The organism is Bradyrhizobium sp. 134 (assembly GCF_023074155.1).
Taxonomy (GTDB): domain Bacteria; phylum Pseudomonadota; class Alphaproteobacteria; order Rhizobiales; family Xanthobacteraceae; genus Bradyrhizobium.
Genome location: NZ_JADPKX010000074.1, coordinates 675,283 through 700,763, shown reverse-complemented (window position 1 = coordinate 700,763; position 25,481 = coordinate 675,283). Strand labels below are relative to the sequence as shown.

The 25,481-nt window shown below is 63.5% G+C and carries 27 protein-coding genes; 16 read left to right on the top strand and 11 right to left on the bottom strand.

Annotated features, from left to right (window positions below; genetic code table 11):
• Positions 1 to 68: 68 nt before the first annotated feature.
• Genes IVA75_RS33515 through napE form a run of 5 tightly spaced genes read right to left on the bottom strand, consistent with a single transcriptional unit; the run spans position 69 to position 4,243 of the window.
• Complete coding sequence (locus IVA75_RS33515) at positions 69 to 722, bottom strand: NapC/NirT family cytochrome c (protein ID WP_027570412.1); 654 nt, start codon at positions 720 to 722, stop codon at positions 69 to 71.
• Positions 719 to 1,189, bottom strand: a complete 471-nt coding sequence (locus IVA75_RS33510) for a nitrate reductase cytochrome c-type subunit (protein ID WP_247287669.1) — start codon at positions 1,187 to 1,189, stop codon at positions 719 to 721. The genes IVA75_RS33515 and IVA75_RS33510 overlap by 4 nt, the downstream gene beginning before the upstream one ends.
• Positions 1,186 to 3,699, bottom strand: a complete 2,514-nt coding sequence (gene napA / locus IVA75_RS33505) for a nitrate reductase catalytic subunit NapA (RefSeq protein ID WP_247287670.1) — start codon at positions 3,697 to 3,699, stop codon at positions 1,186 to 1,188. Before napA ends, IVA75_RS33510 begins: the two co-directional genes overlap by 4 nt.
• Positions 3,700 to 3,715: 16 nt before the next feature.
• Positions 3,716 to 4,030, bottom strand: coding sequence for a chaperone NapD (locus tag IVA75_RS33500; RefSeq protein ID WP_247287671.1), 315 nt, complete (start codon positions 4,028 to 4,030; stop codon positions 3,716 to 3,718).
• 27 nt (positions 4,031 to 4,057) lie between these two features.
• Positions 4,058 to 4,243 (bottom strand): periplasmic nitrate reductase, NapE protein, encoded by a 186-nt coding sequence (napE, locus tag IVA75_RS33495; protein ID WP_247287673.1) that lies wholly within the window; start codon positions 4,241 to 4,243, stop codon positions 4,058 to 4,060.
• A gap of 204 nt (positions 4,244 to 4,447) precedes the next feature.
• On the opposite strand from napE, the gene IVA75_RS33490 reads away from it, so the two are divergent.
• The 3 genes from IVA75_RS33490 (at position 4,448) to IVA75_RS33480 (ending at position 8,197) form a co-directional block, all read left to right on the top strand.
• Complete coding sequence (locus IVA75_RS33490; RefSeq protein ID WP_247287675.1) at positions 4,448 to 5,575, top strand: helix-turn-helix domain-containing protein; 1,128 nt, start codon at positions 4,448 to 4,450, stop codon at positions 5,573 to 5,575.
• 87 nt (positions 5,576 to 5,662) lie between these two features.
• Positions 5,663 to 6,901 carry an acyltransferase family protein gene (locus IVA75_RS33485; protein WP_247287676.1) on the top strand — a complete coding sequence of 413 codons (1,239 nt, stop codon included), beginning with the start codon at positions 5,663 to 5,665 and terminating at the stop codon, positions 6,899 to 6,901.
• A 90-nt stretch (positions 6,902 to 6,991) separates the two neighbouring features.
• On the top strand, positions 6,992 to 8,197 hold the full coding sequence (locus tag IVA75_RS33480) for an LLM class flavin-dependent oxidoreductase (protein WP_247287677.1): 1,206 nt from the start codon (positions 6,992 to 6,994) through the stop codon (positions 8,195 to 8,197).
• Positions 8,198 to 8,361: 164 nt separating this feature from the next.
• Here the strand turns inward: IVA75_RS33480 and IVA75_RS33475 are convergent, their stop codons facing one another.
• On the bottom strand, positions 8,362 to 8,808 hold the full coding sequence (locus IVA75_RS33475) for a hypothetical protein (protein ID WP_247287678.1): 447 nt from the start codon (positions 8,806 to 8,808) through the stop codon (positions 8,362 to 8,364).
• Between the two features lie 390 nt (positions 8,809 to 9,198).
• Here IVA75_RS33475 and IVA75_RS33470 point away from each other — a divergent pair, with 390 nt between their 5' ends.
• From IVA75_RS33470 to IVA75_RS33410, 13 genes are all read left to right on the top strand, one after another.
• Entirely contained in the window at positions 9,199 to 10,422 is a 1,224-nt protein-coding gene (locus IVA75_RS33470) for a histidine kinase dimerization/phosphoacceptor domain -containing protein (protein WP_247288294.1), read from the top strand.
• 44 nt (positions 10,423 to 10,466) lie between these two features.
• Positions 10,467 to 10,844, top strand: a complete 378-nt coding sequence (locus IVA75_RS33465; protein ID WP_247287679.1) for a response regulator — start codon at positions 10,467 to 10,469, stop codon at positions 10,842 to 10,844.
• A gap of 33 nt (positions 10,845 to 10,877) precedes the next feature.
• Entirely contained in the window at positions 10,878 to 11,609 is a 732-nt protein-coding gene (locus IVA75_RS33460; protein WP_247287680.1) for a PRC-barrel domain-containing protein, read from the top strand.
• 346 nt (positions 11,610 to 11,955) lie between these two features.
• On the top strand, positions 11,956 to 12,315 hold the full coding sequence (locus tag IVA75_RS33455) for a DUF2200 domain-containing protein (protein ID WP_027570422.1): 360 nt from the start codon (positions 11,956 to 11,958) through the stop codon (positions 12,313 to 12,315).
• A gap of 116 nt (positions 12,316 to 12,431) precedes the next feature.
• Complete coding sequence (locus IVA75_RS33450) at positions 12,432 to 13,220, top strand: helix-turn-helix transcriptional regulator (protein WP_247287681.1); 789 nt, start codon at positions 12,432 to 12,434, stop codon at positions 13,218 to 13,220.
• Positions 13,221 to 13,297: 77 nt separating this feature from the next.
• Positions 13,298 to 14,464 carry a cytochrome P450 gene (locus tag IVA75_RS33445; protein ID WP_247287682.1) on the top strand — a complete coding sequence of 389 codons (1,167 nt, stop codon included), beginning with the start codon at positions 13,298 to 13,300 and terminating at the stop codon, positions 14,462 to 14,464.
• A gap of 358 nt (positions 14,465 to 14,822) precedes the next feature.
• On the top strand, positions 14,823 to 15,785 hold the full coding sequence (locus tag IVA75_RS33440) for a sulfonate ABC transporter substrate-binding protein (protein WP_247287683.1): 963 nt from the start codon (positions 14,823 to 14,825) through the stop codon (positions 15,783 to 15,785).
• Positions 15,786 to 15,823: 38 nt separating this feature from the next.
• The gene (locus IVA75_RS33435; protein WP_247287685.1) at positions 15,824 to 16,777 is read left to right on the top strand and encodes a sulfonate ABC transporter substrate-binding protein; all 954 of its coding nucleotides are present in this window, start codon (positions 15,824 to 15,826) and stop codon (positions 16,775 to 16,777) included.
• Positions 16,774 to 17,949 (top strand): FMNH2-dependent alkanesulfonate monooxygenase, encoded by a 1,176-nt coding sequence (ssuD, locus tag IVA75_RS33430; protein ID WP_027570427.1) that lies wholly within the window; start codon positions 16,774 to 16,776, stop codon positions 17,947 to 17,949. Before IVA75_RS33435 ends, ssuD begins: the two co-directional genes overlap by 4 nt.
• Positions 17,946 to 18,752: an aliphatic sulfonate ABC transporter permease SsuC gene (ssuC, locus tag IVA75_RS33425; RefSeq protein ID WP_247287687.1), complete on the top strand. Its 807-nt coding sequence runs from the start codon at positions 17,946 to 17,948 to the stop codon at positions 18,750 to 18,752. Before ssuD ends, ssuC begins: the two co-directional genes overlap by 4 nt.
• A 20-nt stretch (positions 18,753 to 18,772) precedes the next feature.
• Entirely contained in the window at positions 18,773 to 19,609 is an 837-nt protein-coding gene (locus tag IVA75_RS33420; RefSeq protein WP_247287690.1) for an ATP-binding cassette domain-containing protein, read from the top strand.
• A gap of 31 nt (positions 19,610 to 19,640) precedes the next feature.
• The gene (locus IVA75_RS33415) at positions 19,641 to 20,222 is read left to right on the top strand and encodes a flavin reductase family protein (RefSeq protein WP_247287692.1); all 582 of its coding nucleotides are present in this window, start codon (positions 19,641 to 19,643) and stop codon (positions 20,220 to 20,222) included.
• Positions 20,223 to 20,311: 89 nt separating this feature from the next.
• Positions 20,312 to 20,467, top strand: coding sequence for a hypothetical protein (locus IVA75_RS33410; protein WP_007596165.1), 156 nt, complete (start codon positions 20,312 to 20,314; stop codon positions 20,465 to 20,467).
• Positions 20,468 to 20,497: 30 nt separating this feature from the next.
• Here the strand turns inward: IVA75_RS33410 and IVA75_RS33405 are convergent, their stop codons facing one another.
• From IVA75_RS33405 to fliG, 5 genes are all read right to left on the bottom strand, one after another.
• A complete protein-coding gene (locus IVA75_RS33405) occupies positions 20,498 to 21,646 on the bottom strand; it encodes a M20 family metallopeptidase (protein WP_247287694.1) in 1,149 nt (382 codons plus the stop codon).
• Positions 21,647 to 21,974: 328 nt separating this feature from the next.
• Positions 21,975 to 23,360 (bottom strand): sigma-54 dependent transcriptional regulator, encoded by a 1,386-nt coding sequence (locus tag IVA75_RS33400; protein ID WP_027519914.1) that lies wholly within the window; start codon positions 23,358 to 23,360, stop codon positions 21,975 to 21,977.
• A 44-nt stretch (positions 23,361 to 23,404) separates the two neighbouring features.
• Positions 23,405 to 23,755 (bottom strand): flagellar motor switch protein FliN, encoded by a 351-nt coding sequence (gene fliN / locus IVA75_RS33395; protein WP_007596160.1) that lies wholly within the window; start codon positions 23,753 to 23,755, stop codon positions 23,405 to 23,407.
• A gap of 3 nt (positions 23,756 to 23,758) precedes the next feature.
• Positions 23,759 to 24,379 carry a FliH/SctL family protein gene (locus tag IVA75_RS33390; RefSeq protein ID WP_007614077.1) on the bottom strand — a complete coding sequence of 207 codons (621 nt, stop codon included), beginning with the start codon at positions 24,377 to 24,379 and terminating at the stop codon, positions 23,759 to 23,761.
• Positions 24,379 to 25,470 carry a flagellar motor switch protein FliG gene (fliG, locus tag IVA75_RS33385; protein WP_007614076.1) on the bottom strand — a complete coding sequence of 364 codons (1,092 nt, stop codon included), beginning with the start codon at positions 25,468 to 25,470 and terminating at the stop codon, positions 24,379 to 24,381. Before fliG ends, IVA75_RS33390 begins: the two co-directional genes overlap by 1 nt.
• Positions 25,471 to 25,481: the final 11 nt, after the last annotated feature.

Genomic DNA, 25,481 nt, shown 5'->3' with positions numbered 1-25,481 from the left:
GAAACGGAGCGATTCGCCAGCCCCAAAACTAACCATTCGCACCGCCGGTTCAAGCCGGGCGGGGCGCCCTATTGCCAGCCGGGAACGCCGCGCATGTCGGGCAGATGGTGGGCGATGCCCTTGTGGCAGTCGATGCAGGTCTTTTCCTTGGTGAACAGGAAGCGCTGGTGCGCGACCGAGGCCCGCGGCGACTGCTTGGTGATGTCCATGGAATCGGCGCTGTGGCAGTTGCGGCATTCCAGCGAATCGTTGGACTTGAAGCGCGCCCATTCATGCGCCGCCAGCTCGAGCCGGTGATCTTGGAATTTCTCGCGGGTATCGATCGTACCGAAGATCTTGCCCCAGACCTCCTTGGAGGCCTGCATCTTGCGGGCGATCTTGTCGGTCCAGTTGTGCGGCACGTGGCAGTCCGGACAGGTCGCGCGCACGCCGGAGCGATTGGCGAAGTGGATGGTCGACTTCAGCTCGGCATAGACGTTGTCCTTCATCTCGTGACAGCCGGTGCAAAATTTTTCGGTGTTGGTCAATTCCAGCGCGGTGTTGAAGCCGCCCCAGAAGATCACGCCGGCCATGAAGCCCGCCAGCACCAGCACGCCGAGCCCGAACACCGAGCTCGGACGGATCAGCACCTGCCAGAGCTCGCGCGCAAAGTCCAAGCTTCGCGCGACGAAGCCGCGTTTGGCCTTCATTCCCTCGTCGGGCTCATCAGCGGTCGTCGTCATCGGCGGCCACCGGGGCTTGCGCGCGACAGCAGCGTGTCGATGTCGGTGAAGTCGTTACTGACCGGCGGATTGGCGGTGTTCTGCGGCACGTGGCATTCCGTGCAGAAGAAGCGGCGCGGCGAGATCGAAGCCAGGAACTGGCCGTCGCGATCCATGAAGTGGGTGATCGAGACCATCGGCGCCTGCGATTCCGCGATGCGCGCCCGCGCATGGCAGGACAGGCACTTGTTGCCGTTGAGATCGACCTGATAGCCGTCGATCGCATGCGGGATCACCGGCGGCTGCTCCGGATAGTTGCGCACTTCCCTTTCGGAGGTGTTGCGGTTCGGCAGCATCGGCGGCGCCGGACCTTCGTCGTTGAGCGGCGTCGGGCCGCGCAGGCCCGACGTCACCGTCTGCGCGGTCAGCGAGCTCGCGCCAGCCGCGATCGCGACCGCGAGCAGCGCTACTCCAAATCGTTTCATCATGACACGTTCACCCGCTCGATGCGCACGGCGCACTTCTTGTAATCGGTTTGCAGCGAGATCGGATCGGTGGCGTCCAGCGTCACCTTGTTGATCAGCTTGGATTCGTCGAACCACGGCACGAATACGAGGCCACGCGGCGGCCGATCGCGGCCGCGAGTCTCGACGCGGACACGGATGAAGCCGCGGCGGGAGACCACCTTCACCTCGTCGCCGCGGCGGATCTTCGCCTCCTGCGCGTCGTCGGGATGCATGAAGCACACGGCCTCGGGGAAGGCCTTGTAGAGCTCGGGCACCCGGCGCGTCATGGTGCCGGAATGCCAGTGCTCCAGCACGCGGCCGGTGGAGAGCCAGTAGGGATATTCGTTGTCGGGCGATTCCGCCGGCGGCTCGTAAGGCAGGGCGAAGATGCGCGCCTTGCCGTCGGGATAGCCGTAGAACTGCACGTCGGTGCCCTGCTTGACGTAGGGGTCGCTGCCTTCGCGGAAACGCCATTTCGTTTCCTGGCCGTTGACGACGGGCCAGCGCAGGCCGCGCTCGCGGTGATAGGCGTCGAACGGCGCGAGGTCGTGGCCGTGGCCGCGGCCGAACGCGGCGTATTCCTCGAACAGGCCCTTCTGCACGTAGAAGCCGAACGCCTTGGACTCCTCGTTGGCGTAGCCTTCCTCGATCTCCGACGTCGCGAATTTATCGACCTGGCCATTCTTGTAGAGCACGTCGAACAGCGTCTTGCCGCGCACGTCCGGCTTCTTGGCGATCAGCTCCTCCGGCCACACTTCCTCGATCTTGAAGCGCTTGGAGAACTCCATGAGCTGCCAGAGGTCGGACTTGGACTCGCCGGGTGCAGGGACGAGCTGGTGCCAGAACTGCGTGCGCCGCTCGGCGTTGCCATAGGCGCCTTCCTTCTCCACCCACATCGCGGTCGGCAGGATCAAATCGGCGGCGAGTGCGGTGACCGAGGGATAGGCGTCCGAGACCACGATGAAATTGTCGGGGTTGCGGAAGCCCGGATAGGTCTCCTCGTTGGCGTTGGGACCAGCCTGGAGGTTGTTGTTGACCTGCACCCAATAGGCGTTGATCAGGCCGTCCTTCAGCATCCGGCTTTGCAGCACGGCGTGCGCGCCGGGCTTGTCGGGAATGGTGCCCTCGGGCAGCAGCCAGATGTGCTCGGCCTTGGTGCGGTGCTCCTTGTTGGTGACGACCATGTCGGCCGGCAGGCGGTGCGAGAAGGTGCCGACCTCGCGCGCGGTGCCGCAGGCCGAGGGCTGGCCGGTCAGCGAGAACGGGCTGTTGCCGGGCGAGGAGATCTTCCCGGTTAGAAGATGGATGTTGTAGACGAGGTTGTTGCACCAGACGCCGCGGGTGTGCTGGTTGAAGCCCATGGTCCAGAACGAGACCACCTTGGTTTTGGGGTCGGCATAGAGCTCGGCCAGCGCCTCCAGCCGGTTAAGCGGCACGCCCGACATCTCGGCCGCCTTCTCCAGCGTGTACTCCGAGACGAACTTGACGTACTCGTCATAGCTCATCTCGGTGGAATCATTGGCCTTCGCCGCGCCCGTCGCCTTTTTCTGCAGCGGATGCTCGGGCCGCAAGCCATAACCAATGTCGGTCTGGCCGCGCCTGAAGATGGTATGCGCGGCAACGAAGTCCTTGTTGACCCGGCCCGTCTTGATGATGTGGTTGGCGATGGCGTTGAGGATGTAGAGGTCGGTCTGCGGCTTGAACACCATGCCGATGTCGGCGAGGTCGAACGAGCGGTGCTCGAAGGTCGAGAGCACGGCGACGCGCACATGCGGCGCGGAGAGCCGGCGGTCGGCAAGGCGCGTCCACAGGATCGGATGCATCTCCGCCATGTTGGAGCCCCACAGCACGAAAGCATCGGTGGCCTCGATGTCGTCATAGCAGCCGGCCGGCTCGTCGATGCCGAAGGTGCGCATCATGCCGGCCACGGCGGAGGCCATGCAGTGGCGCGCATTGGGATCGATGTTGTTGGTGCGGAAGCCGGCCTTGAACAGCTTCACGGCCGCATAGCCCTCCCAGACCGTCCACTGGCCGGAGCCGAACATGGCGACGCCGTTGGGCCCGCGCTTCTTGATCGCCTCCTTCCACTTCACCTCCATGATGTCGAAGGCTTCGGTCCAGGAGATGGGCGTGAATTCGCCGTTCTTGTCGTATTTGCCGGCCGTCTTGCGCAGCATCGGCTGGGTCAGGCGGTCGTGGCCGTACATGATCTTGGAGAGGAAGTAGCCCTTGACGCAGTTGAGGCCGCGGTTGACCTCGGCCTTGATGTCGCCGTGGGTGGCGACGACGCGATTGTTCTTGGTCGCAACCATCACGGAGCAGCCGGTACCGCAGAAGCGGCAGGCGGCCTTGTCCCATTTCAGTTCGGCGACGTCGCGCTCGGCGACGAGATTCGCGGCGAGCGCCGGTGCCGGCATGCCCGCAGCGGCGGCCGCGATGGCGGCGGCCTCGAGCTTCAGCATCTGGCGGCGGTCGAGCTTTGGCGATGTCATGACGACTCTCCCGGCCTTAAGCCGTTTCGATGGCGTGAAAGACCAGCGCCGCGGAATAGACGTCGGGCAGCGACTGGATGGTGTTGAGCAGGGTGCCGAGGCTGCCGGAATCAGGCGCCTCGGTCACGACGATGAGCTTGCCGCGCGGGTCGCGGCCGTGAATCTCGCAGCCGGCAAGGGCAGTGATCGCGGCCTCAAGTGCGGCGAGTCGCTCGGGGCGCGCCTGCACGATGATGCTGGCGATTTCGCAACCGGGCGGCGAGATGACGCGCTCGGCGCTGAGCACCCCGCCGGTGATCAGTGCGCGGCGGTTGAGTTTGGATTCGGCCATGATGCCTGTCTTTCGCTTTTCGGGGGATCAATGCGGGGAGGGCGGCGGGCCGGGAGGGCCGGCGAACATCTGGTAGATCCAGACGCCGAGCCCGTAGGAGCCGACCGTTCCGACCGCGAGGACGGGCATCACGATCGCGGTCAGGAACAGGAAAGCGAAAATCTCCATGCGCTTACGGCGCACGCGCCCGGTCGTGTCGTCACGCGCCGACATGCTCGTCTCTCTGAATTGTGGGGGTTGGGACGGCATCCGGGCCGTTGCCTTGCTGCATTTTAGATGCATCAGGGCCGCTGACGCCTTGATCTGGATCAATCCGTCCAGTCGCGATGCTGGCTGCCGCCAGACCACAAGCACAAGTTTGGGTTGTACCCGTGCGAAGGCGATGCGACAATTTGGCATCGAACGGGGATACGAGCTGTGACCGCGACGGGGCTGTCGGCGATCGATCTAGGACTTCGCGGCGCGGCGAGCGGCGTGTTCCTGTTGATCGTTCTCGTGGCCTTGCTGCGTCGTGCGATCGGCCAACAGGCTTTGCTGGGCATCGCGATGTGCGCAGGAGGCATGTTCTATGCGATCGCGACGGCGCCCAACCTCCCCAAAACGGCTTGGTGGTGGGTGTTGCCGATCTTGTCCGCGCAGCCTGCGGTCTTCTGGCTGTGGGCGCGCGCGGCGTTCGACGACGATTTCGTGCTGAGGCGTTGGCACGGCGCCCTGTGGCTGAGCATCGTGGCTTTCGGGTTTGCGATCACGCTGGGCTGGGCGAACTGGCCCGCTCTGGCCGGCGCAGGCGGGCGAGTCCTGGCTTTGGCCACCCTGGTGCTGGCCCTCGCCGCCGCGATTCAGACGGTCAAGACCTGGCGAGCCGATCTGGTCGCGCGGCGACGCCGACTGCGGCTGGCGATGCTTGCGATCAATGTCGTGCTCATCGCGACCGTCGGCGTCGCCGGCTTCGCCGCAATTCCCGTCGCGGTTCCCGGTGCGCCCGGCAGTCTCCCGACCGCGCTCGGGCTGTTCGTGGTGGCCATGCTTGCCGGCCTCGGCCTGTTCAGCGCGCCGGCGATGGCCGTCGATGACGCCACGGCCGCGATCGCATCCGGCGAGGCAGGGAGGCAAGCCCCGGCCGCCGACCGCGCCGCCGCGGGGCGGGTCGTCGTCGACCCGATCCTGCTGCGGCGCCTCGACCATCTCATGACGGTGGAGCGAAGCTACCGCCAGGAAGGTCTTGCGATCGGAGCGCTTGCGGCGCGGCTCGATGTTCCCGAGCATCGGCTGCGCCAGGCGATCAACGAAGGGCTGGGCCATCGCAACTTCAATGCTTTCCTGAACCGCTACCGGATCGAGGACGCCAGGCTGGCGCTGTCCGACGTGACGCAACGGGAGGTTCCGGTGCTGACCATCGCCATGGATGCGGGCTTCCAGTCGATCGGACCTTTCAATCGCGCGTTCAAGGCCGAAACCGGCATGACCCCGACCGAATTCCGGCGCGAGGCGCTGAGCCGGCCCGAGAGCGCTGAACTCAGCCAACCGCGCCGCGAAATCGGCTAGCCGATTTTTGGATCAGGCGAGAACACCCTGCGCCGATTGGTTAGACGGTCCAAGCATAAACTCCCATCCAGCGGAATGAGCCTGTCCATGTCCCACTCGACCGCCGCCGCCCCTGTGTCGGAGAGGCTCCATGCTCTCGACGCAGTCAGGGGTGGCGCGCTGCTGCTCGGCATCGTCCTGCACGCGACATTGTCGTTTGTGCCGGCCTCGCCCCGGTTCTGGATCATTCAGGATACCCATCCAAGCGTTACTCTGGGTCTGCTGTCCTTTACCATCCACGTCTTCCGGATGACGACCTTCTTCCTGATGGCCGGCTTCTTTGCCCGCATGAGCTTTCACCGCCGGGGGAGCTGGGACTTCGTCAGGGACAGGCTGCAGCGGATCGGCCTGCCGTTGGTGATCGGCTGGCCGCTCGTGTTCATGCCGATAGCTCTGATCGTGATCTGGGCATCTCACTTTCCAAATGGCGGTCCGATCCACCCCACGTCCGGCTGGCTGCCGGCATTGCCTAAGTTCCCCCTGACCCACCTCTGGTTTCCGTATGTGCTGCTGGAGCTTTATGTCGCGACGCTGCTGCTGCGCGGTGCAATGGTCTGGCTTGATGTATCAGGGACGCTGCGCATGGTGTTTGACCGTGTCTTCGCGCGGATCATGCGAAATCCGCTGGCTCCCCTGGTTCTGGCAATACCGATCGGCATCGCCTTCTGCCTCGACCCGCGATGGATCAACGTGATGGGCGTGAGGACGCCGGATCAATCGCTCGTCACCAATGCGCAGGCCTGGATCGGCTTCGGCACCGCATTCGGCATCGGCTGGCTCCTGCATCGGCAGGTCGATCTGCTGCGGCTCATCGAGCGACGCTGGCTGACACATGTCCTGCTCGCGCTCTTCCTGATCCTGGTCAGCTTCGCGGTGTCAGGCGTGATGCTGTCGTTGCCTGTCGCGCCGAAACTGCCGGTCAGCTTCGCCACGCTCAGGCTGATCTCCGCCATCCTCTATGCACCGGCGATTTGGGTTTCCACATTCGCGGTCCTCGGCCTCGCCCTCCGCTTCATGTCAGGCTTCAGTCGGACGTGGCGCTACCTCGCCGATGCATCCTACTGGCTCTATCTGATCCACCTGCCGATCGTGATGGCGCTGCAGGTCGCGCTGTCGCAGCTCGACTGGCCCGGGCTGACCAAGTTCGCGATCATTCTCCTTGTCGCGCTTCCTCCGATGCTTGCGAGCTATCATCTGCTGGTGCGCTTCACCTTTATCGGTGTGGTCCTGAATGGCCGCCGCGCCGAAAAGCGCCTTCTCCCGCAAGGCGGAATTGCGACTGCGTAGACAGCGCCGCCCCACCCATTAAGATGCCCGCAACAAAATATGAGCGGCAAGAAAACTCAAGAATACTCAAGAAAACTTGGGAGAGGCGTCATGAAGTTCGGCATCTTCTATGAGCTGCAACTGCCACGTCCGTGGGTCGCCGGCGACGAGCTCAGCCTCTACCAGAACGCGCTCTCGCAGATGGAACTGGCCGACCAGCTCGGCTACGACCACGCCTGGGTCGTCGAGCATCACTTCCTCGAAGAATACTCGCACTCACCCTCGCCGGAATCGTTTCTCGCAGCCGCAAGCCAGCGCACCAGGAACATCCGGCTCGGCCACGGCATACTCCAGCTCACCACCAACCATCCTGCACGTGTCGCCGAGCGCGTCGCGGTGCTCGACCTGCTCTCGAACGGCCGCTGCGAATTCGGCATGGGCGAGAGCGCATCCATCACCGAGCTCACACCGTTCGGCCGCGACATGGAGACCAAGAAAGAGGTGTTCGAGGAAGCCGTCGCCGCGATCTTCCCGATGTTCAAGGACGCGGGCAGCGAGCATCACGGCAAATATTTCGACATCCCCTTGCGCAACGTCGTGCCGAAACCGGTGCAGAAGCCGCATCCGCCGTTGTGGATGGCCTGCTCGCAATTACAGACCATCGAGCGCGCCGGCCGCCATGGGTTTGGCGCGCTCGGCTTCCAGTTCGTCAGCGCGGATGCCGCGCATGCCTGGGTGCACGCCTATTACAACGCCATGACCAAGCGTCTCGCCAAGCTCGCCGACTACGAGATCAACCCGAACATGGCGCTGGTGTCGTTCTTCATGTGCGCGAGGACGGACGAGGAGGCCCGCGCCCGCGCCGACGGCGCCACCTTCTTCCAGTTCGCGTTGCGCTTCTACGGCGCCTCGCAGAACCGCCAGCGTCCGGCGCCCTACACCGTCAACATGTGGGACGAGTACAACAAGTGGAAACGCGACAACCCGGAGGCGCAGGAGGCGGCGCTGCGCGGCGGCCTGATCGGCTCGCCCGAGACCATCCGCAAGAAGCTGAAGCGTTTCCAGGGCTCGCATATCGACCAGGTCATCCTGCTGAACCAGGCGGGCAAGAACAGCCACGAGCACATCTGCGAATCGCTGGAGCTGTTCGGCCGCGAGGTGATGCCGGAATTCCAGAATGATCCGGCGCAGGCGGCCTGGAAGCAGGGCGTCATGAGCGGCGAGATCAAGCTCGAGGAAATCGACACCGAGGCCTTCACCGACCGCTACGGCAAGCTCGCGGTCAGCGTGGGGCCGGCGAAGGCGGCGGCGGGGTAGGGCAGCGTGTTGCGGCACCCCGGTAGGGACGACCACGAAGTCGAGTGCGCCTCCGCACCGTCAACCTGCCGGCGCACGAGTTTTCGGCGGCGATTTTCTCAAGACGCTGTCCGCATCCTTCTACAGCCATGGTGTCTTAAACATAAAGCCGTGTTGGTGTTCGCCTAGTCGTCGATCACCATCTCAACCAGCTTCGCTATTTTGTCCCGCGTCAGATCACCCGAGTTTGAAATGTAGGGCTCGACATCCGGGGCATAGACAAAAGGAGCGCCCTTCCTGGTTCCGCTGCCGACGATGCGGGTCACAACGATGTTGCCAAGTGCAGTTGAGATGCTCGTCGCAGCACCGTTGCCCACGGTAAAAGTAACCCCGACGGGACGGTGATCATTCCGCTCGATCTGCGGAGAAAAGGAGAACAGGTCTTCGCCGAGATGATGCTTCAGCTCTTCCAGAAAAGGAATGACCTCGCGCTCCATCGCCCGCTTGCAGTGCTCGATGTCGGCGGTTCGCTTGTCCTTGTTTTCCTCAGCGATAGTCGTCTGCCTCTCCTTTTCGACAACCGCTGCGGATAATTTCTGTCGGAACTTCTCGGCGAGCTGCTCGGCGTCCATTTTCGTTCCAATCAAACCTGGCCCCAATGATGTTGGAGCTCATAAGACATTGTTAAGGCTTATCGGCAGCCTTTTGTTTCAATGGATTCATCAGAGCGAATGGCGATGCTTCTTTCGCTGCGGGTTGGCAACGTGTGCCACCAGACACTCCCGCGTATTCTGTGAGCGGAAAGCGAAGCTTTGAGACGGCTTGCGTGGTGGCGGTTGACACGGCCGCTGGGGGGCTCCTTCCAAAGCCTCGAAACCGCCATCGAGTCATTTCGAGCTCGATTGATTGCTCCGGGGGAACAAAGAACCGCTTGCGGCGTTGTAGAAATTGGTCGGCGCTTCTTCAAGCCACCGCGTATCGCCGCGCTTCTGCGAAAGACGCAATCCAGAATTGGCGATTTAATGCCCTCCGAACCGAGGCTGGTTTCAGGAATGGCCTCCGATGCCTCCCTCGATCGCCAGGATGAGCTTCCATACCGTCGCCGCCAACAGGCTCTCCTCAGGGAGTTCGGTACGGCTGCACTGCAAACCCGTGACTTCAGGCAGATTCTTCAGCATGCGGCAGAACTCAGTGCTCGCGGTCTGGGATGCTCATACGCCAAGGTTCTGGAATATCTTCCCGACGAGAAGCGTTTGATCGTGCGTGCCGGGATCGGCTGGCCGGCGGGGACAGTAGATCACGTAACGCTCGGTGCTGATATCGAATCGCCCGCGGGCTTTGCCTACCAGACCGGCCAATCGGTCATCTCCAATCACTTGCAGGAAGAGACACGTTTCCGGACGCCGGCGCTTCTGGCCAAGCATGGCATCAAACGTGCGATCAACGTGCTTATCAGGCGAGGTGGCGAGGGCGACGTGCCGTTCGGTGTTCTCGAGGCCGATAGTCACGATCCCGGACAATTCGACGACGCTGATGCGGATTTCCTGGCTGGTTTCGCAGGCCTGCTCGGCATCGCGATTGAGCGCCAACACGCCGACGCCAAGCTTCAGGAAGCTCTTGAGCACGAAGCATTGCTCACGCGTGAGATGAGTCATCGCGTCAAGAACAGCCTCACCTCAGTCGTTGGCCTGCTACGTGTGCAAGCACGTGGGTCGGATTCCGTCGATGTGAAGCACGCATTGGAAAACGCCGCCATGCGCGTCGCTTCGATCGCGGAAGTGCATGATCATCTCTGGCGCGGCAGCAAGGTCGGATTCGTCGATCTTGCCGATTTCGTCGAGCATCTTTGCAGAAATCTTCAGAGTTCGGCGCCGGAACACAGGCTTCAATATCGTTCGGATCCCATCGTCATATCCGCGGACAAGGCCATTCCTCTGGGCTTGCTGGTGAACGAGCTCGTCACAAACGCGATTAAATATGCCTATGTCGATGGGCCGGGTGTCATCGCTGTAGACGCCCGCGAGATCGACGGACATCTGCTGGTCGAAATCTCCGATCAGGGCGCAGGGCTACCCGACGGGTTTGACATCAACCAGCCGCGGAAGAGTCTCGGATTCCGGGTCGTCAGCGGCCTGGTCAGGCAGTTGATGGGCGAGCTTACGATCTCAACAAATATACCGAGGGGAGCGCTATTCACAATCCGGCTTCCTCTTGATCACCCTCAACAATCGCTCGATGCGAACTGAAGGCTATTCCGGGTTCTGCATTGAAGTCTTGAGGGTTCTCTTACATGGCCTTGGCCACTCCACCCATCCGAGTCCTTGTTGTCGAAGACGAAGCGTTCATTCGCATGGACGTAGTTGACGTGCTCCGCGCGGCCGGATTCGAAGTGCTAGAGGCAACCAACGCCGAGGAGGCCATTCAGATGCTCGAATGCAACTCTGATGTCCGCCTTGTATTCACCGACATCGATATGCCCGGTTCAATGAACGGTTTGAAATTGGCGGCGGCTGTCAGGAACCGCTGGCCGCCAGTTAGAATCATTGCAACCTCAGGTCATGTCAAAATACGAGCCGGTGATCTTCCGGCGGGCGCCCTGTTTTTCCCCAAGCCCTACCAGCCGCTGCAAATCATCGACGCGATCCGTGAGCTGACCAGCGTGGTGTGATGAATTACCCCAGTCCCAGAAAGGTGAGTTGCAATGAAGACCATACGGACCTTGTTGATGGCTGCGCTGATCGTTTCCGGCGGCGTCACCCAGGCGTTGGCTGAGTGCCAAATTGCCGACGCAGGGCTGGAGGAGGCCATTCAGCAAAATCCCCGGTTTCGAGGACCAGCTAACAGTCAGGCCGTACGCGACCTTCGGAGTCTAAGAGATGCCGCTTTCACGCTTCGATCTTATGGACGGCATGACGACTGTGAGCGTCTCCTCGCCAACATTCGCGAACTCATCGCGGGGCCGCCGATGGGGTCGTTGGGAGACAATGATGAGGAAGAGGCCGATAAGCAAATTGCTGCTCGTGAACCGAAAATCAGACGCGGAGCGACTTTAGGCAGCCGTGACAAGAAAGACGCCAAGCCGTTAATAAAGATCGACCAACTTACGCCCGGTTTGAGGACTGACGAGATGATTGGGGCGGAGGTCCGCAGTTCCGATGACAAGATCGTCGGCGAGGTGCGTAACATCGTCTTTGGCACAAAAGATGGAAGGGACTACGCGATCGTCGCCTCGGGCGGATTTTTCACCACTGGAAAGGACAGCATCGTGGTGCCGATCCGATCGCTGAAGGTTACGCAGGATCGATCAAGTTTCTTTCTTCCCATTGGGAAGGAAGTCATGAAAACGGTGCCTGTCATGCCTGACCAGGAATATAAGTGGCTCTCCGACCCGGCTTGGCGCGCCAATAACGATGCCTTGTTTGAAAAGCCGTAGCCGACCGGCGGCGCGTTTTTACGCAACGGCGCATCACTAGCTAGCCCAGAGCTTCGTTCACTTCCACATGCAGAGCGTTGCGTCGGTGAGGGCGAAAGCGGACAGGTTGAGACCACTGCCCGTCCCGTAGAGAACCATGTGACCTGAACTGGCGGCGTCGACAGCGATCGTGGCACGGGGAAGTTTTGCAGCATTTTCCTTCCACGGACTTTCCAGTCAGAGCTTCTGCAGGCAAACTCCACAGAAGGCAGGTCTCTGTCGGCCACCGTCGGCGGATGTGGTGGCGAAGGATTACGGTATAGTCTCAAGCCTCTACGTTCCTGACGAGTGATCCCCTGGAGTGGTCATGGCAAAACACCGCGTCTACACCACCAGCTTCGCAAGCGTTTACCCGCTTTACGTTGCGAAGGCGGAAAAGAAAGGACGCACGAAGGCAGAGGTCGATCAGGTCATCTCCTGGTTGACAGGCTATGGTCAGAAGGAGCTGGAAGCTCAACTGGAACAGCGGACGGACTTCGAAACCTTCTTTGCGAAAGCCCCCAAGATCAATCCTTCGCGAGCCCTGATCAAGGGCGTGGTTTGCGGCGTCCGGGTCGAGGATGTCAAAGAGCCGACGATGCGAGAGATCCGCTACCTGGACAAGCTGATCGATGAGCTGGCCAAGGGAAAAGCGATGGACAAGATTTTGCGCAAAAGTGCCGACTGAGGGGGCATCCTTCGTCCGCCTGGCTTGCGGCGTTACGGCAGATATCCGGCGACACCCGCCTTCCGCTGCGCGGCCATTGCTGATAAATTTCGTCAAAAGGCGATGGGGAGAAAACGATGCGCCCTCGCGGGACGCCCGCAAATCCGGCAGTTGGGGATGTCACGCCCGCGGTGCTTGCCATCGGTCGTCCGGATTTCCCTGATATCCTGATCGATACACTGCGCCGGCAGGCCGGGGTCGGGCATTGCATGGTGTTCGCGCTGAGCCGCGCGGGCGCCGCACACTGCCTGCTCGATGCCGGCAACATCCCGATCGGCGGCGATCTCGGCGCCGCCTATGCCGGGCAGTTCCACCAATCCGATCCCAACCGCGATGCGTTGTTCGAAGGCGAGGCCCGCGCGACGCTCGTGCTGCCCGCCTTCGCGCCGCGCATGTACGGCGCCCGCTACCGCAAAATGTTCTTTGTGGATTCCGGCATCGTCGACAAATGCGCGACCGCGATCTGGGTCGACGATACCTGTTTCTACGTCAATTTCTATCGCATCGCTGTCCAGGGCCGCTTCAGCGACGCCCAGCGTGCGCGGCTTGAGGCCATCGCGCCAGCCATCAGTGCGAGCGTGGCACGCCATTTCCAGCACGGCTCGGCGGCGACGACCGAGCAGTCTCTCGCCGCGCTCTTCGCGACGCGCGCGCCGCTCGCCAGCCTCACCCCGCGCGAGCAGGACGTTTGCCGGCGCATCCTCTCGGGCTTCAGCTCCGAGGCGATCTCGCAGGCGCTCGGCATCAGCCTGCATTCGACCCTGACCTATCGCAAACGGGCCTATGAGCGGCTCGGCATCTCGTCACAGAGCGAGCTGTTTGCGATCGTGCTGCGCCTGCTCGCCGGCCCGCGCGGCCTGAACTGAAGCTGTCCCAATCGCTGGGGACAGACGGCGCCTCCTGAAGCCGCTAACGTTGGCGGTGATCAGCAATGGAGCGAAGCTTGAGCACCGCGCCGCGCATCGACATCGACCCTGTCGCGTTCTGGGCCGACCCGTACCCGATGCTCGCGACAATGCGCAAGGAGGCGCCAATCGCCTTAGTGCCGCAGCTCGGCTCGACGCTGCTGACGAGCCGCGACGATATCTCGATCTCCGAGAAGCAGATCGACGTGTTCTCCTCGCACCAGCCCGCGGGCCTGATGAACCGGCTGATGGGCCACAACATGATGCGCAAGGACGGCGAGGCGCATCAGGTCGAGCGCCGCGCGATGTTTCCGACGGTGTCGCCGAAGACGGTAAAGGCGCACTGGGCCGCGCTGTTCCAGGCCCATGCCGATCGCATCATCGACGCGATCGAGCCCGGGCGGATCGATTTCATGCGCGACTTCGCGTTGCCGTTCTCCGGCGAATGCCTGAAGTCGATTACCGGCCTCACCAACATCGGCTTTGCGGATATGGATGCCTGGTCACAGGGCATGATCGAGGGCATCGCCAATTACAGCGGCGACGCAGCCGTCGAGGCGCGTTGCCATGCGGCGACGTCGGGCATCGATGCCGCCATCGACGACATCCTGCCTGTGATGCGCAAGCATCCCGACCAGAGCATCCTCGGCGTGCTGCTCGCGTCGGGCATGGCGATGGAGAGCGTGCGCGCCAACGTCAAACTCGCGATCTCAGGCGGCCAGAACGAGCCGCGCAAGGCGATCGCCGGCACGGTATGGGCGCTGCTGAGCCATCCAGACCAGCTCGATCTCGTGCGCAAGGGCGAGGTGACGTGGCTCCAGGCCTTCGAGGAATATGCCCGCTGGATCTCGCCGATCGGCATGTCGCCGCGGCGCATCGCAAAGCCGTGGACGATCCGCGACGTCGCGTTCGAAACCGATGAACGCGTATTCCTCATGTTCGGCTCCGCCAACCGCGACGAGAAGCATTTTGAGCGCGCCGACCAGTTCGACGTGCGGCGTGATACGGCCAAGAGCGTCGCGTTCGGCGCCGGTCCGCATTTCTGCGCCGGTGCCTGGGCCTCGCGCGCCATGATTGCCGACGTCGCACTGCCGACCTTGTTCGCACGTGCCGGCCGGCTCGAGATCGCCGTCGACGAACCGGTGCGGATCGGCGGCTGGGCCTTTCGCGGGCTGCAAAATCTGCCCGTGAGATGGCTGCATTAGTCCGGCAGGGACCGGTCCATCCGCAACGCCGCCATGATGCCATCCTGCTCCTGTTTGCCCGACGAGTCAAAGAAATTTCGGATAAGGCGTAAGTCATTGTTTTCGCACGTCCCGGCTACTGTGCATGGGGTTGTTTTCGCGGTTTCTTGAATCTTGGCCGGGCGCGTGCGTTTTTCACATTTGCGTGCGGAAAGATATCCCCTGCATTCGCTCCGCCGATTGAAAGATTAATCATGCGCTCCGCCATGCGCGCAGTGCTTGCATCGCTTTTTTTCCGCGCGTCTCGACACCTCCGATCAGCCGCACCATCATTCCCGAGCACGAATGAAGGACGGCCGCACGCGGCCGGGAGTGTCGGATGCAACGTCGGGACTTTCTCAAACTATCCGTTGGAACTGCGGCAGTCGCCGCATTCGCTTCGAGTGCCAAAGCACAAAAAACGTCACAAGGCGCGGTAAAGGAAATTCGTGTCGGCTACCAGAAGACCGGCGTGCTGGTTATCACGCGCCAGCAGGCCGCCCTGGAAAAACATTTCGCGCCCTTGGGCATCGACGTGAAATGGGTCGAGTTCTCGTCGGGGCCTCCGATGATGGAGGCGATGAATGTCGGCAGCGTCGATTTCGGCGCGGTCGGCGATTCCCCGCCGGTGTTCGCCCAGGCGGCGGGCGCCGCGATCGTCTATGCCGCCGGCCAGCCCATCACCAACGGGCAGGGCATCCTGGTGCCGAAGGACTCGCCGATCCGCGGCATCGCCGACCTGAAGGGCAAGCGCGTCGGCTTCACCAAGGGCTCCAGCGCCCACAACATCGTGGTGCAGACGCTGGAGAAAGCCGGCCTCACTTATGCCGACATCACGCCGGTCTATCTGACGCCGCCGGATGCCGGGCCCGCCTTTGCCAATGGCAGCATCGAAGCCTGGGCGATCTGGGATCCGTATTTCGCGATCGGCGAGACCAAACAGGGCGGCCGCATCCTGATCAATGCGCGCGACGTCACCAAGACAAATTCCTTCTTCATCGCCAATCGCGATTTCGCCAGGAATCACGGCGCCGTCCTGCAACAGATCATCGATGTGACGACCGCGGCCGGTCAATGGGCCGAGCAGCACCGCGACGAGGTCGCCAAATCGCTCGCCGCGATCACCGGCGTCCCGCTGGACATCCAGACCCTCGCCGCCAATCGCGCGAATTTCGTGGTCGGCCCGGTCACCGACGACGTCGTCACGACCCAGCAGGGTGTCGCCGACCGGTTCCACAAGCTCGGCCTGATCCCGAAGCCGATCGTGATCCGCGATATCGTCTGGCGCAACCCGGCAGCCTGATCGTGCCAACCAGGCTTCCCATTCAAAAGGGTTTGAACATGAGGCGTATCATCCAGCGTCTGATCGCGGCCATCGTGCTGTCGATCGGCATCGTCGCCGCCGCGGTCGGCACCTCCTACGGACAGGACAAGGTGGTCCGCATCGGCTACCAGAAATACGGCAAGCTGGTGCTGCTCAAGAGCAAGGGCACGCTGGAGCCGAAGCTAGCGGCCGACGGCTACAAGGTGGTGTGGACCGAATTCCCCTCCGGCCCGCCGCTGCTGGAGGCGCTCAATGTCGGCGCGATCGATTTCGGCAACACCGGCGAAGCCCCGCCGATCTTCGCGCAAGCCGCCGGCGCGCCGATCCAGTATGTCGCCTACGAGCCGCCGGCGCCGAAGGGCGAGGCGATCCTGGTGCCGAAAGACAGCCCGCTGAAATCGGTCGCCGACCTCAAGGGCAAGAAGGTCGCGCTCAACAAGGGCTCCAATGTCCATTACCTCCTGGTCAAGGCGCTAGAGAAAGTCGGCGTCAAATATTCCGAGATCGAGCCTGTGTTTCTCGCGCCAGCCGATGCGCGCGCCGCCTTCGAGCGCGGCGCGGTCGATGCCTGGGTGATCTGGGATCCGTTCCAGGCCGCCGCGGAAGCGGCGACCGGCGCCCGCACGCTCGCTGACGGCACGAACATTGTCGCGAACTACCAGTTCTATTTCTCCTCGAAGAAATTCCTCGAAGCCCATCCTGAGATCGTCGACGCCGTGCTGGCCGAGCTGGGCGCGGTCGACGATTGGGCCAAGGGTGATATCCACGCGGTTGCCGAGCAGCTGGCGCCCTCGATCGGCCTGTCAGTCCCGGTGGTCGAGGTCGCGCTGAAGCGGCAATCCTACGGCATCAAGCCGCTGACCGATGCCGTCATCGCCGATCAGCAGCAGGTTGCGGACGCGTTCTTCGCGCTCAACCTGATCCCCAAATCCATCAAGATTTCCGACGTGGCGCGGAGGCCAGGATCATGAGCACGCACAGCAAGCAAGCGAACGCCAACATCCTCTGGTTCCTGCCGACCCACGGCGACGGCCGCTATCTCGGCACCGGCATCGGCGGCCGCGAGGTCAATTTCAACTATCTGCGCCAGATCGCGCAGGCTGCCGACCAGCTCGGCTATTTCGGCGTGCTGCTGCCGACCGGGCGGTCTTGCGAAGATTCATGGATCGTCGCCTCCTCGGTCGCGCCGTTCACCGAGCGGCTGCGCTATCTCGTGGCGGTCAGGCCCGGCCTGCAATCGCCGAGCGTGGCCGCGCGCATGACCGCGACGCTCGACCGCATCACCAACGGCCGGCTCCTGGTCAACGTCGTCACCGGCGGCGATCCCGTCGAGAACAAGGGCGACGGCATCTTCCTCGCCCATGACGAGCGTTACGAGGTCACCCGCGAGTTCCTCAGCGTCTATAGCGAGCTGCTCGCTGGCAAGACCGTCAATGTCGAGGGCAAGCACATCCACGTCGAAGGCGGCAAGCTGCTGTTTCCTCCGGTGCAGTCGCCGCGTCCGCCGCTCTATTTCGGCGGCTCGTCGGATGCCGGCATCGACGTCGCCGTCGATACCGTCGACAAATATCTGACCTGGGGCGAGCCGCCGGCCTTGGTCGCGGAGAAGATCGCGAAGGTGAGGGAGGTCGCAGCGGCTCGCGGTCGAAAACTATCCTTCGGCATCCGGCTCCACGTGATTGTCCGCGAGACCAGCGACGCGGCTTGGCGTGCGGCGAATGAGCTGATCAAGCATGTCAGCGATGAGACCATCGCGACCGCGCAGAAGAACTTTGAGCGGATGGATTCGGTCGGCCAGCAGCGCATGGCGCAGCTCCATGGCGGCAAGCGCGACAAGCTCGAGATCGCCCCGAACCTGTGGGCCGGCGTCGGTCTCGTGCGTGGCGGAGCCGGCACGGCGCTGGTCGGCGACGCCCAGACGGTCGCGGCCCGCATCAAGGAGTATCAGGACATCGGCATCGATACCTTCATCATGTCGGGCTACCCGCATCTGGAGGAAGCCTATCGTTTCGCCGAGCTGGTGTTTCCGCTGCTCTCGCTGGAGCAGCCCAGCAACGTGACCAAGCTGCACTTCAACGGTGGCCCTTTTGGTGAAACGGTCGGCAGCGATTATCGTCCGCAGCAGCAGGTGTCGCAATCATGAGCCTGATCGACAGCGTTTCGCTTCCCCGCGGCTTGCGCCTGCCGCGCGCGGACGGCCTGATCCAGTGGATCGTGCCGCTCGCCATCATCGCGATCTGGCAGGTCGCCAGCGTCACCGGCTTCGTGCCGACGCGGGTGCTGCCGGCGCCGAGCGACGTGTTGCTTGCGGGCTGGAAGCTGCTGCTCTCCGGCGAGCTCGTTCGCAACATCTGGGTCTCGTTCTGGCGCGCCTCGATCGGCTTCCTGATCGGCGGCAGCATCGGCTTTGCCTTCGGCCTCGCCAACGGCCTGTCGCAACTGTCGTCAAAGCTCACCGATACCACGCTGCAGATGGTGCGCAACGTGCCGCATCTGGCGCTGATCCCGCTTGTCATTTTGTGGTTCGGCATCGACGAGAGCGCGAAGCTGTTTTTGGTCGCGCTCGGCGTGTTCTTCCCGATCTACCTCAACACGCTGCACGGCATCCGCACCGTCGACCCGCAGCTGATCGAGATGGGCCGCATCTACGGCATGACCGACGGCGAGCTGTTCCGCCGGGTGATCTTCCCGGGCGCGCTGCCCTCGATCTTCGTCGGTATCCGTTTTGCGCTCGGCATCATGTGGCTGACCTTGATCGTCGCCGAGACCATCGCGGCGTCCTCGGGCCTCGGTTACATGGCGATGCAGGCGCGCGAGTTCATGCTGATCGACGTCGTGGTGCTCTCGATCCTGATCTACGCGCTGCTCGGCAAGCTCGCCGACAGCGCCTCCCGCGTGCTGGAGCGCCTGACGCTCTCCTGGCACCCCGCTTATTGGAAACGCTGAGCAGACATACTGGGAATCACATGCAGACAGCCCTTCGTACCTCCCTTCCGGACACCGAACTCGCCAGCCGCGCCCATTTCGCGCCTCACGCCCGCGTCGTGCGCGAGGAGCGCCCGGTGCAGACATCTGGCCTGCCGCTCAGCATCCGCGGCTTGCGCAAATCCTACGGCGACAACGAGGTGCTGCGCGGCATCGACCTGCACATCCCCGCCGGCCAGTTCGTCGCGATTGTGGGCAAGAGCGGCTGCGGCAAGAGCACGCTGCTGCGCCTCATCGCGGGCCTGGAGAAGTTCGACGCCGGTAGCATCTCGCTCGGCGACGCCGTGAAGCCCGAGGATATCCGCGTGATGTTCCAGGAGCCGCGGCTGTTGCCTTGGGCCCGCGTTCTCTCCAATGTCGAGGTCGGCCTCGGTCGCGATCGTTCATCCAGTGATGCGCATACACGCGCCGATAAGGCGTTGACCGAAGTCGGACTGACCGACAAGCGCGACCAGTGGCCCTCGGTACTGTCGGGCGGCCAGAAGCAGCGCGTAGCTCTTGCCCGCGCGCTGGTCTCGCGTCCCCGTGTGCTCGCCTTCGACGAGCCGCTTGGCGCGCTGGACGCGTTGACCCGCATCTCGATGCAGCGGTTGCTGGAGCGCGTCTGGCGCGATCAGGGCTTTACCGCGATCCTGGTGACCCACGATGTCGCCGAGGCGGTCGCGCTGGCCGACCGGGTGCTGGTGATCGAGGAAGGGCGGATCGCCCATGACGTCGTGGTTAACACGGCCCGGCCCCGCCAACGCGGCTCGGCCGAGCTCGCGGGTCTCGAAGGCTCGATCCTGAGCCACCTTTTGTCGGCGGACGATCGTACCTAAATAGAGGGAACCCCACTTCGGGGAGTATGCCATGAATGTAGTGCCCCGCGATCTCATGACTGAAATCCCCGTCTCCTCCGCCGATTTCCGCGGCGCCATGCGCCATCTCACCGGCGGCGTCAGCGTCATCACCGCCGGACGGGGCAAGGACATCACGGGCATGACCGTCACCTCGGTCAGCTCGTTCTCGGTCGATCCGCCGACGCTGATCGTCAGCATCAACCGCGACGCCTCCTCCTTCCCGCTGATCCGTCGCCACGGCGCTTTCGGCGTGAACATCCTCGCGGCCGATCAGCTCGACATCGCCGAGCGCTTTGCCGGCAAGGGCGGGATCAAGGGTGCCGATCGTTTCGCGGGCGCCAGATGGGTGACGGCGGTCTCGGGTGTTCCGCTGCTGGTCGGCGCATTGTCCGCCGTCGATTGCGAAGTCGAGGAGATATTCGAGCGCCATTCGCACGGCATCGTCATCGGGCGGGTGCGAGACGTCAGGAATTCGACCCGCAATGCTGCGCTGGCCTATTGGCACGGCCAGTACGTGGCGGTGGATCAGGACGAAGACGCACTCCGGCTTGCGGACGTCAGCGTTCCCACCCAGGTCCGGCGCGGCGTTTGATCGCCGCGGCCACGGGCCGTGCAGGCTGGCCTTTTCCCCGTCATCGCTCTAGCCTGAGCCTCCCGCCGGGACAGCAATGGAGCGCAATGATGAAACGCGTCGCGACCTGGGCTTTCTATGCGGTCGGCGCGCTCGCGATCGCCTATCTCGCGCTCTATGCCTATGCGATGTTCAGCGGCCATCCGATCGTGCCGGGCGACCCCATCCAGATATTCCGCAGGCCGGATGCGCCGAGCTATTCGTGAGGTTTTCGCGGGCGGGCGCGGCACCTGTTTTCACCCCCGCAAGATCGCCAGCGCCAGCGCCTGCGCGCGCGGCACGATGCTGTCGAGCTCGAGATATTCCTCCGGCGTGTGCGCGAGCCCGCCGACCGGGCCTAGTCCGCAGATGGTCGGCGTTCCGACCGCGGCGGTGAAGCCGGAATCGGCGCAGCCGCCGGAGAACTCGCCTTCGAGCGTGGTGAGGCCGGCCTGCTTTGCGGCGGCCTGATAGTTCTCGAACAACGCCTTTGAATCGGCGCTCTGCACCACCGGCACGAACTCGCCCTTGACCGTCAGCGTCGCGCTGGTGCCGGGCACGTAAGGTGTCGCGATGATGGTCTCGATCGCGGCCATCACCCTCGCGCGGTCGGCGGGATCGACATAGCGCAGGTCGATCTGCCCTTCAGCGTAAGGCGCGGTCGTGTTGACGGATTGCCCGCCCGAGACGAGGCCGACATTGAGCGTGATGCCCTTGTCGAGATCAGTCAGCGCGTGGATATGCACGATCTTGTGCGCGAGCTCGCCGATTGCGCTGACGCCGGCGGCGAAATTGGCGCCGGAATGCGCGGCTTTGCCGATGATGGCGAAATGCATGAAGATGCCGCCCTTGCGGCCGGTGACGATATTGCCGGTCGGGCGGCCTGGCTCGGAATTGATCACGGCGCGCGCGGCGCGTCCTTCGCGCTCGATCACCGGCCGTGAGGAGGGCGAGCCGATCTCCTCGTCCGAGGTGATCAGCAGCTTGATCGGGTGCGGATTGCCGCCGAATTTGTGGAAGGCGGTTGCCACGAATATGTTCATGACGACGCCGGACTTCATGTCCGCAACACCAGGACCATAGGCGCGCTTGTCTTGAATCGTGAACGGACGCCGCGCGGCCTCGCCTTTGCCGAACACGGTGTCGCGATGTCCCATCAACAGCACCGGCTTCTCGTTGCTGCCGGGTTTTGCTACCTCGGCGTGGATCGCATCGCCGAAAGTACCGTGGCTTTCGCGCCGGAACGGAATGCCGTGCTCGGCGAAATGCTGCTCAAACCGCGCCCCGACCGCATCGACGCCTTCCTTGTCATAGGACCCGGAATCGATGTTCACGACATCGCGCAGCAGGTCGATCATCGCCTGCCGCTGCGTCGCCAGCCAGTCCGTGATTTGAGCTTGAGACATGTTGACCCTCGCGTGGTTCTCACGCGGGGTTATAGGGCCTTGTGGGGGCTTGACCTAGTCGCCGGATGCGGTGCGGCCATGCCGCGGTTCAAGGCGGGATATCTCTTCACCGTCGTCCCGGCGAAGGCCGGGACCGATACCGCGGAATCTATCGGCGAAGGGCGGTAAGAGTACCGAACGACGAATCTTCGCCAAACTACTCCCTGTGGTTATGGGTCCCGGCCTTCGCCGGGACGACACTGGGGCGTGGCGTGCGGTGACGTTCTATCTCAAACAAAAATGCCCGGGCTGGGCCCGGGCATTCGCATTCTCTCAATCGGCGTGGATCTTACGCCCCCACCATTGGCATCCTCGGATATTCACCCGGCGTGCCGGCTGGCGTGATCGGAATGCCGCCGTCGGAATATTCGTTGAGCTTGTTGCGCAGCGTCCGGATCGAGATGCCCAGGATATTGGCGGCATGGGTCCGGTTGCCGAGGCAGTGCTTCAGCGTCTCCAGGATCAGGTCGCGCTCCACATCGGCGACGGTGCGGCCGACCAGGGCCCGCGTCACCTGCTCGGCGGCCATGGTGGCATGCGCCACGGCCGGCACGGTTTTGGCGAGGTCGAGGCGGTCGCCGTCGGGCGTGAGGATCGCATCGGCGCCGATCTCGTCGCCCTGCGCCATCAGCACCGAACGGTGCATGGTGTTTTCGAGTTCGCGGACGTTGCCCTGCCAGCGGTTGGTGGACAGCACCCGGCGCGCTTCCGCCGAGATCGGGCGCATCGGCACGCCATTGGCTTCGGCGTATTTCTTCACGAAGTGCTGGGCGAGTTCGAGAATGTCGGCGGGACGGTCGCGCAGGGGCGGAATCTTCAGGTTCACGACGTTGAGCCGGAACAAGAGGTCCTCGCGGAACGTGCCCTCGCGCACCGCGTCCACCAGGTTGCGGTTCGAGGTCGCGATGATGCGGATGTCCACCGGGACGGGCTTGGTGCCGCCGACACGGTCGATCACGCGCTCCTGGATGGCGCGGAGCAGTTTCGATTGCAGGCGGACGTCCATCTCCGAGATTTCGTCGAGCAGCAGCGTGCCGCCGGTTGCCTCCTCGAACTTGCCGATGCGGCGGGCGATCGCGCCGGTGAAGGCACCCTTCTCGTGGCCGAACAGCTCGGACTCCAGCAGATGCTCGGGGATCGCGGCGCAGTTGATCGAGATGAACGGGCGCTTGGCCCGTGCCGAGCGGGTGTGGACGTAGCGGGCCAGCACTTCCTTGCCTGTCCCGGACTCGCCGGTGATCATCACCGAGGCGTCCGAGCCCGCGATCTGCTGCGCGAGCTTGATCACCTTGGCCATTGCCTCGTCGCGATAGACCAGCTCGCGGGAATCGTTGGCGACGGCAGCCAGCACCGCTGCGATTAGTTCCGGGTCCGGCGGCAGCGGGATGTATTCCTTGGCGCCGGCATGGATCGCGGCAACCGCGGCGCGGGCGTCGTTGGTGATGCCGCAGGCGACGATCGGGGCGTGGATGTGCTCGGCCTCCAGACGCATCACGAGGTCGCGGATGTCGAGGGCGACGTCCACCAGCAGCAGGTCGGCGCCCTTGCCGCCGCGCAGCACGCGCATCGCCTGTTCGTTATCCTCGGCGTGGGTCACGGTGGCGCCGTTCGCCATCGCGATCTTGGTGGCGGTGGTGAGCTGGCCCTTCAATGTGCCAACGATGAGAAGCCGCATGTCAGTCTCCTGTCCGTCTGGTCGCGCTGCCGCGCGTCGTCGCTTTAGGCGCGTTCAGTCTTGATGATTTCAGTCATGGTCACGCCGAGCTTGTCCTCCACCAGGACGACTTCGCCGCGGGCGACCAGCTTGTTGTTGACGTAGATGTCGATGGCCTCGCCGACGCGCCGGTCGAGCTCGAGCACGGTCCCCGGTCCGAGCTTCAACAGCTCGCTGACGTCCATCTTGGAGCGGCCGAGCACGGCCGAGACCTGCACCGGCACGTCGAATACGGCCTCGAGGTCGGCGGCGGCGCGCGTCGCGTATTCGTCTTCGTTGTAGCCGACGTCGGTGCCGGTAGGCGGCATCGGGCCGTTGAGATCGGGCAGCGGGACCTGTCCGTCAGTGTCGCTCATGATTTAACTCCCCCTGCGGGACGCAACGTAGCGCCCCACCATTTCGTCGATCTTGGCCGCGATGGCGGCGCGCTCCAGCACGACGCCGCCATCGGCCCATTCGATCCGGCAGTCGCCGGTGGCAATCTCGGGCTCGGCCAGAATCACCAGCCGGCCTTCAAAGCCGTTCTGCCTGGCCAGCCGCTCGATGTTCTCGCGCGCGGCATCGTAGAGCGCGTCGTTGATGCGGACGACGAGATGCGGCGTCGCGACCAGATGCGAGAAGCAGTCCTTGACCAGCGCGACGATCTCGCCGAGCGGCTCGGCGGCGACCAGATCGGCGCACAGCTTGCGCGCCACCGCGACCGCGACGTCGACCGCCTCGGTCTCCATCTTGGATTCGATGTTGCCGATGCCCGAAGCGATGCCTCGGATGGCGATGTTGATCTCTTCCATGGCGAGCGCGACACGGCGGTCGCTCTCGGCTTTGGCCTCGCGCTGGCCGGCGGCGAAGCCGTCCTGATAGGCGCGCGCCTCGGCTTCTGCGACCTTCTGGGCGATCTCGGCCGCGGTTGCGGCCTTCTCGCGCGTCCGGTCGGGCGCGGCGAAGTCGTTGTCGAACAGGAATTTTGCCGGAGCGGCCATCAATACACCAGCTCGTCGTCGGCGCGGTTCTTGGTCAGCATGATCTCGCCCTTGGCGGCGAGGTCCTTGGCGAGATTGACCAGCAGCGCCTGGGCCTCGTCGACGTCGCGCAGGCGGACCGGACCCATCGCCGCCATGTCGTCCTGGAGCATTTTGGCCGCACGAGAAGACATGTTGCCGAAGAAGAAGTTGCGGACGTCCTCGTTGGCGCTCTTGAGCGCGACGCCGAGCTTGTCCTTGTCGACGTTGCGCATCAGGGTCTGGGCGGAGCCGGAATCCAGCTTCACGAGGTCGTCGAAGGTGAACATCAGCGCCTTGATGCGCTCGGCCGATTCGCGGTTGTCCTCTTCCAGCGAGGTGATGAAGCGGGTTTCGGTCTGGCGGTCGAAATTGTTGAAGATTTCCGCCATCACCTCGTGGGCGTCGCGTCGGCGGGTCTGGGACAAATTGGACATGAATTCGGTCCGCAGCGTCTTCTCCACGCTCTCGATCACCTCCTTCTGCACCGCCTCCATCTTCAGCATCCGATTGACGACGTCGAGCGCCAGATCCTCGGGGAAGATGCCGAGCACGCGGGCGGCGTGTTCCGGCTTCAGCTTCGACAGCACGACCGCGATGGTCTGCGGATATTCGTTCTTGAGGTAGTTGGCGAGCACCTCTTCCTGCACGTTGGAGAGCTTCTCCCACATGTTACGGCCGGCGGGGCCGCGGATTTCGTCCATGATGCCGTTGACGCGCTCGGGGGCCAGGTATTGCTGGAGCAGCCGCTCGGTGGCGTCGAAATTGCCCATCAGCGCGCCGGAGGCCGACATCCGCGAGACGAACTCAAGCAGCATGTCCTCCACCGTGTCGACCTCGACGGTGCCGAGCGTCGACATCTCCAGGGAGAGCTGGCGCACCTCGTCGTCGTCAAGCAAGCCCCAGATCTTGCCGCCATATTGCTCGCCGAGCGCCAGCATCAGGATCGCGGCGCGCTTCGGCCCCGGTACTGCTTCGGTCTTGGCACCCGCGCGGCCGACGGCACGCTGACCGAGCGTGGAGATCACGCTGGTGATGTCGTTGGAATTGGCGTTTTGCAGGGCAGCGGCCATGTCAGATCACT